The organism is Klebsiella sp. 54 (genome assembly GCF_018223875.1).
GTDB classification, from domain to species: domain Bacteria; phylum Pseudomonadota; class Gammaproteobacteria; order Enterobacterales; family Enterobacteriaceae; genus Klebsiella; species Klebsiella quasipneumoniae.
Genome location: NZ_JAGRRA010000006.1, coordinates 82,397 through 95,478, shown reverse-complemented (window position 1 = coordinate 95,478; position 13,082 = coordinate 82,397). Strand labels below are relative to the sequence as shown.

At 53.6% G+C, this 13,082-nt stretch carries 13 protein-coding genes and 2 tRNA genes; 4 read left to right on the top strand and 11 right to left on the bottom strand.

Features of this window, described 5'->3' with window-relative positions; all coding sequences use genetic code 11:
- Nucleotides 1-9: 9 nt before the first annotated feature.
- From nusA to KHQ24_RS15235, 3 genes are all read right to left on the bottom strand, one after another.
- Nucleotides 10-1,497 carry a transcription termination factor NusA gene (nusA, locus tag KHQ24_RS15245; RefSeq protein ID WP_002918252.1) on the bottom strand — a complete coding sequence of 496 codons (1,488 nt, stop codon included), beginning with the start codon at nucleotides 1,495-1,497 and terminating at the stop codon, nucleotides 10-12.
- Between the two features lie 27 nt (nucleotides 1,498-1,524).
- Nucleotides 1,525-1,977, bottom strand: a complete 453-nt coding sequence (gene rimP / locus KHQ24_RS15240; protein WP_002918364.1) for a ribosome maturation factor RimP — start codon at nucleotides 1,975-1,977, stop codon at nucleotides 1,525-1,527.
- Between the two features lie 208 nt (nucleotides 1,978-2,185).
- A tRNA-Met gene (locus KHQ24_RS15235) sits at nucleotides 2,186-2,262 on the bottom strand.
- Nucleotides 2,263-2,569: 307 nt separating this feature from the next.
- Here KHQ24_RS15235 and argG point away from each other — a divergent pair.
- The 3 genes from argG to KHQ24_RS15220 all read left to right on the top strand — a co-directional run bounded on the left by argG (nucleotide 2,570) and on the right by KHQ24_RS15220 (nucleotide 5,621).
- Nucleotides 2,570-3,913 carry an argininosuccinate synthase gene (gene argG / locus KHQ24_RS15230; protein ID WP_004144895.1) on the top strand — a complete coding sequence of 448 codons (1,344 nt, stop codon included), beginning with the start codon at nucleotides 2,570-2,572 and terminating at the stop codon, nucleotides 3,911-3,913.
- Nucleotides 3,914-4,086: 173 nt separating this feature from the next.
- A complete protein-coding gene (locus tag KHQ24_RS15225) occupies nucleotides 4,087-4,716 on the top strand; it encodes a winged helix-turn-helix transcriptional regulator (protein WP_004206175.1) in 630 nt (209 codons plus the stop codon).
- 353 nt (nucleotides 4,717-5,069) lie between these two features.
- A complete protein-coding gene (locus KHQ24_RS15220) occupies nucleotides 5,070-5,621 on the top strand; it encodes a YfaZ family outer membrane protein (RefSeq protein WP_004206177.1) in 552 nt (183 codons plus the stop codon).
- A gap of 41 nt (nucleotides 5,622-5,662) precedes the next feature.
- Here the strand turns inward: KHQ24_RS15220 and KHQ24_RS15215 are convergent, their stop codons facing one another.
- The 7 genes from KHQ24_RS15215 to rlmE form a co-directional block, all read right to left on the bottom strand.
- Complete coding sequence (locus KHQ24_RS15215; protein WP_072206933.1) at nucleotides 5,663-5,911, bottom strand: hypothetical protein; 249 nt, start codon at nucleotides 5,909-5,911, stop codon at nucleotides 5,663-5,665.
- 297 nt (nucleotides 5,912-6,208) lie between these two features.
- Nucleotides 6,209-6,295 (bottom strand) — tRNA-Leu (locus KHQ24_RS15210).
- A gap of 9 nt (nucleotides 6,296-6,304) precedes the next feature.
- Nucleotides 6,305-6,634, bottom strand: a complete 330-nt coding sequence (secG, locus tag KHQ24_RS15205; protein ID WP_002918369.1) for a preprotein translocase subunit SecG — start codon at nucleotides 6,632-6,634, stop codon at nucleotides 6,305-6,307.
- Between the two features lie 229 nt (nucleotides 6,635-6,863).
- The gene (gene glmM / locus KHQ24_RS15200) at nucleotides 6,864-8,201 is read right to left on the bottom strand and encodes a phosphoglucosamine mutase (protein WP_004206179.1); all 1,338 of its coding nucleotides are present in this window, start codon (nucleotides 8,199-8,201) and stop codon (nucleotides 6,864-6,866) included.
- Nucleotides 8,194-9,042 (bottom strand): dihydropteroate synthase, encoded by an 849-nt coding sequence (gene folP, locus KHQ24_RS15195; RefSeq protein ID WP_004206182.1) that lies wholly within the window; start codon nucleotides 9,040-9,042, stop codon nucleotides 8,194-8,196. The genes glmM and folP overlap by 8 nt, the downstream gene beginning before the upstream one ends.
- A 96-nt stretch (nucleotides 9,043-9,138) precedes the next feature.
- Nucleotides 9,139-11,073, bottom strand: a complete 1,935-nt coding sequence (ftsH, locus tag KHQ24_RS15190; RefSeq protein ID WP_004206183.1) for an ATP-dependent zinc metalloprotease FtsH — start codon at nucleotides 11,071-11,073, stop codon at nucleotides 9,139-9,141.
- A 99-nt stretch (nucleotides 11,074-11,172) separates the two neighbouring features.
- Entirely contained in the window at nucleotides 11,173-11,802 is a 630-nt protein-coding gene (gene rlmE / locus KHQ24_RS15185; RefSeq protein ID WP_002918373.1) for a 23S rRNA (uridine(2552)-2'-O)-methyltransferase RlmE, read from the bottom strand.
- A 123-nt stretch (nucleotides 11,803-11,925) separates the two neighbouring features.
- On the opposite strand from rlmE, the gene yhbY reads away from it, so the two are divergent.
- Nucleotides 11,926-12,219, top strand: a complete 294-nt coding sequence (yhbY, locus tag KHQ24_RS15180; protein WP_002918374.1) for a ribosome assembly RNA-binding protein YhbY — start codon at nucleotides 11,926-11,928, stop codon at nucleotides 12,217-12,219.
- 152 nt (nucleotides 12,220-12,371) lie between these two features.
- Here the strand turns inward: yhbY and greA are convergent, their stop codons facing one another.
- Nucleotides 12,372-12,848, bottom strand: a complete 477-nt coding sequence (greA, locus tag KHQ24_RS15175) for a transcription elongation factor GreA (RefSeq protein ID WP_002918375.1) — start codon at nucleotides 12,846-12,848, stop codon at nucleotides 12,372-12,374.
- Between the last annotated feature and the right edge of the window lie 234 nt (nucleotides 12,849-13,082).

Below are 13,082 nucleotides of genomic sequence, written 5' to 3'. Positions count from 1 at the left end.
TACAGTTTATTACGCTTCGTCGCCGAACCAACAAATGTTGCGAGCGGCCATGATGAGCTCGCCAGCTTTCTCGTCGGTCATCCCTTCGATATCAGCCAGGTCATCAACGCCCTGCTCGGCGAGATCTTCCAGCGTACAAACACCACGGGCAGCCAGTTTGAATGCCAGGGCACGATCCAGACCTTCGAGATTCAACAGATCATCGGCAGGTTTGTTATCTCCCAGGCTTTCTTCCTGAGCCAGCGCCAGCGTAGTCAGTGCGTTTTTCGCACGCTCACGAAGTGCTTCAACGGTGGCTTCATCCAGACCGTCGATTTCCAGCAGTTCTTTCATCGGCACATAGGCCAGCTCTTCCAGCGAGGAGAAGCCTTCTTCAACCAGCACTGTCGCGAAATCTTCATCAATATCGAGATATTTGGTGAAGGTATCGATAGCGGCATGCGCTTCCGCCTGGTGCTTAGCCTGCAGATCGTCAACGGTCATCACGTTGAGTTCCCAGCCGCTGAGCTGCGAGGCCAGACGAACGTTCTGACCGTTACGGCCAATCGCCTGCGCCAGGTTGCCCGCTTCTACCGCGATATCCATGGTGTGTTTATCTTCATCCACCACGATGGACGCGACGTCTGCCGGCGCCATAGCGTTAATCACGAACTGCGCCGGGTTATCATCCCAGAGGACGATATCGATACGCTCGCCGCCCAGCTCAGTGGAAACCGCCTGCACGCGCGCGCCGCGCATACCGACGCAAGCGCCAACCGGGTCGATACGCTTGTCGTTGGTTTTCACCGCGATTTTGGCACGAGATCCCGGATCGCGAGCCGCCGCTTTGATTTCCAGCACTTCTTCACCGATTTCCGGCACTTCGATGCGGAACAGTTCGATCAGCATCTCAGGTTTGGAACGGGTCACGAACAGCTGGGCGCCACGCGCTTCCGGACGGACTGCGTACAGTACGCCGCGAATGCGGTCGCCCGGGCGGAAGTTCTCACGCGGCAGCATATCTTCACGCAGGATCACGGCTTCAGCATTGTTGCCCAGATCCAGAGTGATGTTGTCGCGGTTCACTTTTTTCACCACGCCGGTGATGATCTCACCTTCGTGCTCGCGGAACTGATCGACCACCATTGCGCGCTCGGCTTCGCGAACTTTCTGCACAATAACCTGTTTAGCGGTCTGGGTGGTGATGCGGTCGAAAGTGACAGACTCAATCTGATCTTCGACGTAGTCACCGACGTTCATGCTTTCATCTTCGAAACGCGCGGCTTCCAGCGTGATCTCGCGCGTCGGCTGGGTCACTTCTTCTACAACCAGCCAGCGACGGAAAGTGTCGAAATCGCCGCTCTTACGGTCGATTTCAACGCGAACGTCGATCTCTTGTTCGTATTTTTTCTTGGTGGCCGTTGCCAGCGCGCTTTCCAGCGCTTCGAAAATTTTCTCACGCGGCAGCGCTTTTTCGTTGGAAACGGCTTCAACAACAGCCAAAATTTCTTTGTTCATCGGGGCCTTTCACCTCAATCCAGACTGTTAAAAGTGGGGAACCAGGTTCGCCTTCTGGATGTTACTCAGCGCGAACACTTCATCTTTGCCTTCGACGGTTACCGTGATCATTTCACCGTCTACCGCTTTGATAATGCCCTGCCATTTGCGACGGTTCTGAACCGCCATGCGCAGCACCAGCGCAACTTCTTCGCCAGTGAAACGTTGATAGTGTTCGGCGGTGAACATCGGACGGTCGAGACCAGGCGAAGAGACTTCCAGGTTGTAAGCGACAGTGATCGGGTCTTCGACATCCATGACGGCGCTTACCTGGTGGCTCACATCAGCACAATCATCAACGTTGATGCCATCTTCACTATCAATATAGATGCGCAGTGTGGATGTGCGACCGCGAATAAATTCGATGCCGACCAGCTCAAAGCCAAGCGCTTCAACCGGCGCAGTGAGCATCTCTGTCAATTTTTGCTCTAATGTGGACAAACCCACCCCCAAGACATAAAAAAAGGGCGTATAGCCCAGTTATTCTGAAGTCAGATAACAAAAAACCCCGATAAATCGGGGCTTTAGATAACTGAACCCTGAGATCGCCATGGCGATCTGGAACACCTTCCGCAAGAATTCTTTCAAATTCGGCTACGAAGGACACCTAGTCCTCACAGTATATTTGAAAAAGTACTTAATGGGAAAGTGGTTGCGGGGGCCGGATTTGAACCGACGACCTTCGGGTTATGAGCCCGACGAGCTACCAGGCTGCTCCACCCCGCGCCTGAAACGTGGCATATTTTACTCTTTTTGAGCAAAAGACGCAAATACTGCTGGGATTTGGTACCGAAGACGGGACATAAAATCGGGATGAATTGTAACGGCAACTAGTATATTTTGTCAACATGCATTTTAGCGCCCCCGATTGCCGTTTGTGCTGGTATTTCAGGCTTTTTTAGCAAAAAGATGATGAAGCCCTTCCTGTCGCCAGTAAAAGATGGTTAAATGAATACTCACAATTAATGCATAAAAATGCAGTTAAGGTTGTTGGGTCGAACTCACCACAGTCTATCGAGCAGGGTTTTATTTTATGACGACGATTCTCAAGCATCTCCCGGTTGGTCAACGTATTGGTATCGCTTTCTCTGGTGGACTGGATACCAGCGCCGCGCTGTTATGGATGCGCAAAAAAGGCGCCGTGCCTTATGCATATACCGCTAACCTGGGTCAACCGGACGAAGACGACTACGATGCTATTCCGCGCCGCGCGAAAGAGTACGGCGCCGAAGGTGCCCGTCTGATCGACTGCCGCAAACAGCTGGTCGCAGAAGGGATCGCCGCGATTCAGTGTGGCGCTTTCCATAACACCACTGGCGGGTTGACCTATTTCAACACCACGCCGCTGGGCCGCGCGGTCACCGGCACCATGCTGGTAGCGGCAATGAAAGAAGACGGCGTTAACATCTGGGGCGATGGCAGCACTTATAAAGGCAACGATATCGAACGTTTCTATCGCTACGGCCTGCTGACCAACGCTGAACTGCAGATCTACAAACCGTGGCTGGACAGCGATTTCATCAATGAACTCGGCGGCCGTCACGAAATGTCCGAATTTATGATCGCCTGCGGCTTTGACTACAAGATGTCGGTCGAGAAAGCCTATTCCACCGACTCCAACATGCTCGGCGCTACCCACGAAGCGAAAGATCTGGAGTTTCTGAATTCCAGCGTCAAGATCGTCAACCCGATTATGGGCGTGAAGTTTTGGGACGAAAACGTGAAGATCCCTGCGGAAGAAGTCACCGTACGCTTTGAGCAAGGCCACCCGGTGGCGCTGAATGGCAAAACCTTCGCCGATGACGTTGAAATGATGCTGGAAGCCAACCGCATCGGCGGTCGTCACGGCCTGGGCATGAGCGACCAGATCGAAAACCGCATTATCGAAGCGAAAAGCCGCGGCATTTATGAAGCCCCGGGGATGGCGCTGCTGCATATCGCCTACGAGCGTCTGCTGACCGGTATTCATAACGAAGATACTATCGAGCAGTATCACGCTCACGGTCGCCAGCTGGGCCGTCTGCTGTATCAGGGCCGCTGGTTCGATTCCCAGGCGCTGATGCTGCGTGATTCGCTGCAGCGCTGGGTCGCCAGCCAGATCACCGGCGAAGTCACCCTTGAGCTGCGTCGCGGCAATGACTACTCGATCCTCAATACGGTATCAGACAACCTGACCTATAAAGCAGAGCGCCTGACCATGGAAAAAGGCGATTCCATGTTTACCGCTGAAGACCGTATCGGCCAGTTGACCATGCGTAATCTGGATATCACCGATACTCGCGAGAAGCTGTTCGGCTACGCGCAGTCTGGACTGCTGAGCGCCTCCTCAGCGACGGGTTTACCGCAGGTTGAAAATCTGGAAAACAAAGGCAAATAATCGCCTGACGATGTTTACTCTCTCTGCCGGCGGCTCTCCGCCGGCTTTTTATTTTTTGTTACCAGTTAGCAGCAGAAAAATCGAAAAGAGGCATTTTTTCCTTATCACCCGGCCGGCAAAATTGTTGACTATAATAGCCTCAATTGATTAATTCATATCTGGTGATAAACATCATGAATATTAAACCGCCGATCAGGCCGCAAAAGGCCATTGACCGACTGATCGATGTGCTTGAGCCACACGCGACGCCCGTTAACGCGATCGCCAGAAAAAGACTAACGTGGGAATATAAAGGTAAGACCCAACTCTTTATTTTTAAAAAAGGCGAGCTGTCGATTATTCGTAATTCCGACAAGCTATTGATGGTGACCGTCTATGAGCCGCATCTGTTCGGCGTGGCGGAAATGCTGCAACCCAGCCGCAGCCATAGTCTGCGGGCGGAGGTCTCTTCCGAACTGCTGCGTATCGATTATGACCTGGCGTCGGCGCTATTCCGTCAGCACAACCTGTGGGAAGAAGTTACCAGCCTGCTGGCTTATCATACCTCGTATATGGTATATCGTGACGATCTGGTCCTGCAGCAGCGAACCTATTCGGTGATCCGTAACCATCTGCTGGAAATGATGCTCTTAACCGAAGAGACTCGGCAGCGCGTGTCTATTCTGGAATATATTCAGGACCGGACCCATCTGTCGCGCAGCAGTATTCTCAATGTCTTGTCAGCCTTAAAGAAAGGCGGTTATATTGCCTTTGCCCGCGGCGGTTATTTGCAAAGTATCGCCTCGCTTCCGGAAAAATTCTAACCCGCGCCCGTCACCATCTTTTTGTCGTTATTCACCTTACTGTTGAAAATGTTTAAATTTAAATCAATAAACGCTAACGGTAAAAAAAGAAAAATTTTATGCTGAGTTCCTGAATTTACCGGTGGACAACATGTCCCTGAGATCAACCAGCAGACTGCCACTCACGGCGTTAACCGCCGGGCCTGCATCAGCTCAGGATATGCCACCGGAAATCGGCCAGGCGTGAGCAGCGGCAGCGGGAGTTGACCCCTCTTGTTTGCCGTCTGCAGCGACCATAACGATGAGATCCAAGAACCCGTTAATTTTGCCCGAACGCCCGTATCGGGCTTTTTTTTATCTGAAGGAATTCAACAATGAAGTCTATTGCTCCAAAAATGGTTGCCGTGATGATCGCTTTAGGGGCCAGCAGCGCTGCCTGCGCATCCGTTAACCTGCATGGTGAAGCCGGCGCCGAGTTTACCAATCTGTCCGCCAGCTTTGGTGCCGGGGAACCTGGCATGACGTTCAACACCCAGTGGGCCCACAGCGACAATGACGGGGACAGCGTAGGACTGGGAATGGGTTACAACTTTAACCTCGGGCCCTTTCTGATGACGCTGGGCGGTAAAGGGGTCTATTTGAACCCTAAAGACGGTGATGAAGGTTACGCTATCGCCGCAGGTGGCGGAGCAGAACTCCCACTCGGCCAGTACTTCACGCTCTTCGGTGAGGGTTATTACTCGCCGGACTCGATGTCCAGCGGCGTCGATGATTATGTGGAGGCTAATGCCGGGCTACGCCTTAACGTGCTTCCGTCGCTAAATATCGAAGCTGGCTATCGTTATATCGATATGGCGGGGAAAAATGGCAACCGCGACAACACCCTCGCCGACGGGGCCTATGCCGGGGTTAACTTCCGCTTTTAATCCATGCACAGGGATTGCCTTCCGGCAGTCCCTGTCTCATCTCAGCTGGTCAGCGGCACGCTTTTCAGTACACGGTTGATCTCCTGCAGACCAGCAACATTATTCTCTTTACGGTAAACGTCATTCATGGACGCCATCTGCTCCAGGCGGGTCAACGCGCCATACACCTGATATGCCTCGCTGTGTCTGTCGAACACATCGCGGCGCTCCACATCCTGCAAATAATGGCTTTTCAACGAATGATTAAGGCGACCAATCAGTGCCGTATTGTCCTGGAAATAGCGCGTCACAGCCTGGGCATTGTTCGCCGCAGTCCCCGGCTCACTGTGCGATACCGGTACGGTTAGCGTATTAATCGTCTCCACCGTTTTGGATGGGGATGTTGAACTGCATCCCGCTAAACCGAGCACGCCGGCGACGATAAGCACCCCGATCTTGTTCATTGTGTCACTTCACCTCTGTTAATTTGACGAGGCGACTTTAACGACAGCAAAAGGAGGGGACCAGCGAAGAGATGTTTAATAATAAATGGTCGGTGGGGACAAAAACAAAAAAAGACGCTTTTCAGCGTCTTTCTTCTGGAATATTGGTACCGAGGATGGGACTCGAACCCACAAGCCCGTTAGGGCACTACCACCTCAAGGTAGCGTGTCTACCAATTCCACCACCTCGGTACAGAATACTTAGTGCGGGATATCGCTGGTCGGCTGAGCCGGCGCAGTTGGCTGAGTTTGCTCCGTTTTCGGCGCGCTCAGGTTATCCCACTCACTTCCTTTACTGGTCTTGTTGCTGTTAATGTTACCCAGCGCCAGACTGATGATGAAGAACAGCGCAGCCAGGATGCCGGTCATACGGGTCATGAAGTTACCAGAACCGCTGGACCCAAACAATGTGCCGGAAGCGCCTGCACCGAAGGAGGCTCCCATATCAGCGCCTTTACCTTGCTGCAGCATAACCAGACCTACGAGGCCAATCGCTACAATAAGGAAAACAACCAAAAGAGCTTCGTACATAATCAACCTGTTCCTTGCGGATTCGCCGCATACCAAGTGCTTCGACCAATAAAGCGGGACGTTTTAACGTTTCCCACTGAAGCGGGTGTGAATACTAACCAAAGCGAATGACCTTCGCAAGGGCAATTTCGACACATTGTATCAACTGCAGAAAAAAACAGCAAAAAGCCGGTATTCGATCATAAAAAAGGCGGCAAGCGCCGCCTTTTTAACCACTTAGCCGGCAAGCTTAGACGCTTTTTACCGCTTCGGCGATGCGATGCGCAAACTCGTGCACCTGATCTTCATGCTCGCCTTCCACCATGACGCGGATCAGCGGCTCCGTACCCGATTTACGCAGCAGGACGCGGCCACGCTTACCTAATGCCGCTTCCACTTCTGCGGTCACCGCTTTGACATGCTCATTCTCCAGAGGGTTGCCGCTGCCCTCGGTAAAGCGCACATTCACCAGCAGCTGAGGGAACATCTTCATGCCGCTGCACAGGTCATGCAGGCTCATGTGGTTGCGTACCATCGCCGCGACCACCTGCAGACTGGCGACGATGCCATCGCCGGTGGTGGTTTTATCCAGCAGGATCACATGGCCGGAGTTTTCCGCACCGATGCGCCAGCCTTTTTCCTGAAGCATCTCCAGCACATAGCGGTCGCCCACCTTCGCACGGGCAAACGGGATGCCTAGCTGCTTGAGCGCCAGCTCCAGGCCCATATTGCTCATCAGCGTACCGACGGCGCCGCCGCGCAGCTGTCCCTGACGCAGCCCTTCCCGGGCGATGATGTAGAGGATTTGGTCACCATCGACTTTATTGCCTTCATGGTCAACCATGATCACCCGATCGCCATCGCCGTCGTAGGCAATGCCCAGATCGGCTTTTTCCGCCAGCACGCGCGCCTGCAGCGCCCGCACGTCGGTAGCCCCGACCTCTTCGTTGATGTTGAGGCCGTCAGGCTCACAGCCCATCGCGATAACCTGGGCGCCCAGCTCGCGGAATACATTAGGAGCGATGTGGTAGGTTGCGCCATGCGCACAGTCCACCACCACTTTCAGCGTGGAGAGGCTCAGTTCATTGGGAAAGGTGCCTTTACAAAACTCAATGTAGCGCCCCGCGGCATCGACGATACGGCTGGCTTTACCCAGCTCAGCCGAATCCACACAGGTGAGTTCTTTCTCCATTTCGGCTTCAATCGCCTCTTCCACATCATCAGGCAGCTTGGTGCCCTCAATGGAGAAGAACTTGATGCCGTTGTCGTAGAAAGGGTTATGTGAAGCGGAGATGACGATCCCCGCCTCGGCGCGAAAGGCGCGCGTCAGGTAGGCAATCGCCGGCGTCGGCATTGGCCCGGTGAACGATGCAGAGAGTCCCGCTGCCGCCAGCCCGGCTTCCAGCGCCGATTCCAGCATATAGCCCGAAATACGGGTATCCTTGCCGATGATAATTTTACGCGAGCCGTGGCGCGCTAACACTTTACCCGCCGCCCAGCCGAGCTTAAGCACAAATTCCGGAGTGATCGGCGCATCGCCGACGCGGCCACGAATACCATCGGTGCCAAAATACTTGCGGTTACTCATAACGTTTTTTTCCCTTAGCGGCGAGGGTGGCTTCCACCACGCGCAGCGCTTCTACCGTTTCTTTGACATCATGGACGCGGATAATCTGCGCGCCCTGCATTGCTGCTATGACGGCACACGCCAGGCTGCCGTTCAGCCGTTCCGACGGCCCAACGTTCAGCAACTGACCTACCATCGACTTACGCGACATACCGACCAGCAGCGGCAGACCAAAGTGATGAAACTCTCCCAGCCTGGCCAGCAACTGATAATTGTGGGTGAGATTTTTACCGAAACCGAATCCCGGGTCGAGCAGCAATTTTTCTTTTGCGATCCCCGCCTGTTCGCAGCGCACGATGTGTTCATTAAAAAAGCGCTCTACATCGGCGAAGACATCCTCATACTTCGGCGCCTCCTGCATGGTTTTCGGCTGTCCCTGCATATGCATCAGACACACCGGCAACCCGGTTTCCGCCGCAGCCTGCAGCGCGCCGGGTTCGGTCAGCGAACGAATATCGTTAATGATATGCGCCCCCGCTCGGGCCGATTCGCGGATAACCTCCGCTTTGGAGGTGTCCACTGAGATCCACACCTCAAAGCGCTGGGCGATAGCCTCCACCACCGGGATCACCCGCGCAAGCTCCTCTTCCACGCTAACCTCAGCCGCCCCTGGCCGCGTCGATTCACCGCCGATATCAATGATGGTCGCCCCGGCGTTGATCATCAGATTGGCATGCTTCACCGCCTCAATCAGCGAATTATGGGCGCCGCCATCAGAGAAGGAGTCAGGCGTCACATTAAGAATACCCATCACGTGGGGGTGAGAGAGATCGAGGGTTGAGCCCTGGGCTACAAGTTTCATCACAAAATCCCTGAGACAGAAGAGGTTAAAAAAGAAAAACCCCGGAGCGGGCGCCCCGGGGTTTTAAGGTTAAAACAAGACATCAACAGCGGCAGCTTATTTGTCGCCCAGCTGCTCTGACATGGTATTGCCCGGGTTCGGCGTACGCGGTTCATCAACCGGACGCGGCGCACGAGGCGTGCCATTGTTGTCAGAGTTGTTAGAAGAACCTGGTTCTTCCCAACCCGCTGGCGGACGAACATCGCGACGAGCCATCAGGTCGTCAATCTGCGGCGCATCGATGGTCTCATACTTCATGAGCGCATCTTTCATCGCGTGCAGAATATCCATGTTGTCGTTCAGCAACTGGCGAGCACGACCATAGTTACGCTCAATCAGCGATTTCACTTCCTGGTCGATGATACGCGCGGTTTCATCGGACATATGCTTCGCTTTCGCGACGCTGCGGCCGAGGAACACTTCACCCTCTTCTTCCGCATACAGCAGCGGACCGAGTTTGTCGGAGAAGCCCCACTGGGTCACCATGTTACGCGCCAGGTTCGTCGCCACTTTAATGTCGTTGGACGCGCCGGTAGAAACATGTTCCGGACCGTAGATAATCTCTTCCGCCAGACGACCGCCGTACAAGGTGGAGATCTGACTTTCCAGTTTCTGACGGCTGGCGCTGATCGCATCGCCTTCCGGCAGGAAGAAAGTCACACCCAGCGCACGACCGCGCGGGATAATCGTCACTTTGTGTACCGGATCGTGCTCCGGCACCAGGCGACCGATAATCGCGTGGCCCGCTTCGTGGTAAGCGGTAGACTCTTTCTGCGCTTCCGTCATCACCATGGAGCGGCGTTCCGCACCCATCATGATTTTGTCTTTCGCTTTTTCGAACTCAACCATCGAGACGACGCGTTTGTTGCCGCGGGCAGCAAACAGGGCCGCTTCGTTGACCAGGTTGGCCAGGTCGGCACCGGAGAAGCCAGGGGTACCGCGAGCAATGATTGCCGCATCGATATCCGGCGCCAGCGGAACGCGACGCATATGCACTTTCAGGATCTGCTCACGACCGCGAACATCCGGCAGGCCAACCACCACCTGGCGGTCAAAACGGCCCGGACGCAACAGCGCGGGGTCAAGAACGTCCGGACGGTTAGTCGCCGCGATAACGATAATGCCTTCGTTACCTTCAAAGCCGTCCATCTCAACCAGCATCTGGTTCAGGGTCTGCTCACGTTCATCGTGGCCACCGCCAAGACCGGCGCCACGCTGGCGGCCGACGGCGTCGATTTCATCGATGAAGATGATGCAAGGCGCTGCTTTCTTAGCCTGTTCGAACATGTCACGCACACGAGATGCACCAACACCGACGAACATTTCTACGAAGTCAGAACCGGAAATAGTAAAGAACGGCACTTTTGCTTCGCCAGCGATCGCTTTCGCCAGCAACGTTTTACCGGTACCTGGAGGACCGACCATCAGGACGCCTTTCGGGATCTTACCGCCCAGTTTCTGGAAGCGGCTCGGCTCACGCAGGTATTCCACCAGTTCGCCGACTTCCTCTTTCGCTTCGTCACACCCGGCAACGTCAGCAAAAGTGGTTTTGATCTGATCTTCCGTCAGCATACGGGCTTTGCTTTTGCCGAAGGACATCGCGCCCTTCCCGCCGCCGCCCTGCATTTGCCGCATAAAAAAGATCCAGACGCCGATCAACAGCAGCATAGGGAACCAGGAGATGAAGATGGAAGCCAGCAGGCTTGGCTCTTCTGGTGGTTCACCAACCACTTTGACGTTTTTAGTCAACAGGTTATCGAGCAGCTTCGGATCGTTAACCGGAATGTAAGTCGTGTAACGGTTACTATCTTTCTTGGTAACGTTGATCTCACGTCCGTTGATACGCGCTTCGCGAACCTGGTCCTGATTGACCTCTTGCAGGAAGGTAGAATAATCCACCTTGCGGCCATTCGACTCGCTGGGCCCAAAGCTCTGGAATACTGACATCAGCACAACGGCAATGACCAGCCAGAGTATTAGGTTTTTCGCCATGTCACTCAAGGGATTAACCTCTTATTACAACTGTGTTAAAAACAGCGTCAGGATACTCTATATCCAGTTTCTTTCAAACTTTCGTTTGAAATCTGCCGGTTATGGTTTACGCCCGGTCGCTACAATATACACTTCACGCGAACGAGCGCGGGAAGAGTCCGGCTTACGAACTTTGACCTTCGTAAACAGGGAGCGAATTTCTCGAAGATACTCATCGAAGCCTTCGCCCTGGAACACCTTCACTACAAAACTACCACCTGGCGCTAATACATCACGAGACATTTCAAGCGCCAGTTCTACCAGATACATAGCCCGGGGAATATCCACCGCCGGTGTTCCGCACATATTCGGCGCCATATCGGACATGACCACTTGTACTTTACTGTCGCCCACTCGCTCAAGTAACGCTTTCAGGACTAATTCATCACGAAAATCGCCCTGAAGGAAGTCCACACCAACAATTGGATCCATTGGTAAAAGATCGCAAGCGATGATGCGGCCGCTGTTGCCGATCTGCGTGACCGCATACTGCGACCAGCCACCGGGAGCAGCACCGAGGTCGACTACCGTCATCCCCGGCTTAAAAATTTTGTCACTTTGCTGTATTTCATCAAGTTTAAACCAGGCACGGGAACGTAACCCCTTTTTCTGTGCCTGTTGAACATATTTATCGCTAAAGTGTTCCTGAAGCCAGCGGCTTGAGCTGGCAGAACGCTTTTTACCTGTCATTTAACATTCCCGTTCGGGTTCATCGTACTTTACTGCGTAAAAATCGACGCGGTAGTTTGGCGATATATGGGAGATGGCGGTAGAATGACCCGTTTTCAATCCCAACGTAAGCAAAAAAATACGATGAATCTGAGTACTAAACAAAAACAGCACCTGAAAGGTCTGGCACATCCGCTCAAGCCGGTAGTTATGCTTGGCAACAATGGTTTGACCGAAGGGGTACTGGCCGAGATCGAACAAGCGTTAGGGCACCATGAACTCATCAAGGTGAAGATCGCCTCAGAAGATCGCGAAACTAAAGCCTTGATCGTGGAAGCCATCGTGCGCGAAACCGGCGCCTGTAACGTACAGGTCATCGGTAAAACGCTGGTTCTGTACCGCCCAACGCCAGAGCGTAAAATCTCGCTGCCACGCTAAGAATATCCTCAATCCCGACACAACTTTGTGTAAAACGAGGGATTTCTGTGGCCAGGCGAGCAAAATGCCATGCTCGTGACGTTGATAAAAGGCCGCTATGCGGCCTTTTTCCTTTCTTTACAATCTATAAACATCGTAGCGGGAAATACGCCTTACAGGTATTCAACCTTGGTAATTTCGTATTCCACTTCCCCACCCGGTGTGCGGATAGTCACGACGTCATCCTGCTCTTTACCGATCAGACCACGGGCAATCGGCGAGTTCACGGAGATCAGATTCTGCTTAAAATCAGCTTCGTCATCGCCCACGATACGGTAGGTCTGCTCCTCGTCAGTATCGAGGTTCAGCACACTGACGGTTGAACCAAAAATCACCCGGCCATTGTTCGGCATTTTGGTGATATCGATAACCTGCGCGTTGGACAGCTTCGCTTCGATGTCCTTGATACGCCCTTCGCAGAAGCCCTGCTGTTCACGCGCGGCGTGATACTCGGCATTCTCTTTCAGATCGCCGTGTTCACGGGCCTCAGCAATAGCGGCAATGATTTCAGGACGACGCACAGACTTCAGATAATCCAGTTCTTCGCGCAGTTTTTCAGCGCCACGTAAGGTCATCGGAATCGCTTGCATTAGTTATACCTCTTTATCATTCCTTCAGGGAACGGATAGCCCCGCTCCGCCACCTGTCCTGTACACGGGCAGGACACGAGCAAAAAGAAACCGACCCGGGAAACACTCCCCAGGTCAGCAGCAATTTTTCATTTGATAGGTATTTTACCCCGAAGTTCATTATGGGTCATCGTTTACTTTACTGGGCGTTGCACCGTAGTATGACGGCCTGGCTTCAGGTTGTTAGCGCGAGAT

Coding starts and splice junctions, on each gene's coding strand:
- nusA (WP_002918252.1), bottom strand. CDS start 1,497: ATGAACAAAGAAATTTTGGCTGTTGTTGAAGCCGTTTCCAACGAAAAA.
- argG (WP_004144895.1), top strand. CDS start 2,570: ATGACGACGATTCTCAAGCATCTCCCGGTTGGTCAACGTATTGGTATC.
- KHQ24_RS15225 (WP_004206175.1), top strand. CDS start 4,087: ATGAATATTAAACCGCCGATCAGGCCGCAAAAGGCCATTGACCGACTG.
- KHQ24_RS15220 (WP_004206177.1), top strand. CDS start 5,070: ATGAAGTCTATTGCTCCAAAAATGGTTGCCGTGATGATCGCTTTAGGG.
- secG (WP_002918369.1), bottom strand. CDS start 6,634: ATGTACGAAGCTCTTTTGGTTGTTTTCCTTATTGTAGCGATTGGCCTC.
- glmM (WP_004206179.1), bottom strand. CDS start 8,201: ATGAGTAACCGCAAGTATTTTGGCACCGATGGTATTCGTGGCCGCGTC.
- folP (WP_004206182.1), bottom strand. CDS start 9,042: ATGAAACTTGTAGCCCAGGGCTCAACCCTCGATCTCTCTCACCCCCAC.
- ftsH (WP_004206183.1), bottom strand. CDS start 11,073: ATGGCGAAAAACCTAATACTCTGGCTGGTCATTGCCGTTGTGCTGATG.
- rlmE (WP_002918373.1), bottom strand. CDS start 11,802: ATGACAGGTAAAAAGCGTTCTGCCAGCTCAAGCCGCTGGCTTCAGGAA.
- yhbY (WP_002918374.1), top strand. CDS start 11,926: ATGAATCTGAGTACTAAACAAAAACAGCACCTGAAAGGTCTGGCACAT.
- greA (WP_002918375.1), bottom strand. CDS start 12,848: ATGCAAGCGATTCCGATGACCTTACGTGGCGCTGAAAAACTGCGCGAA.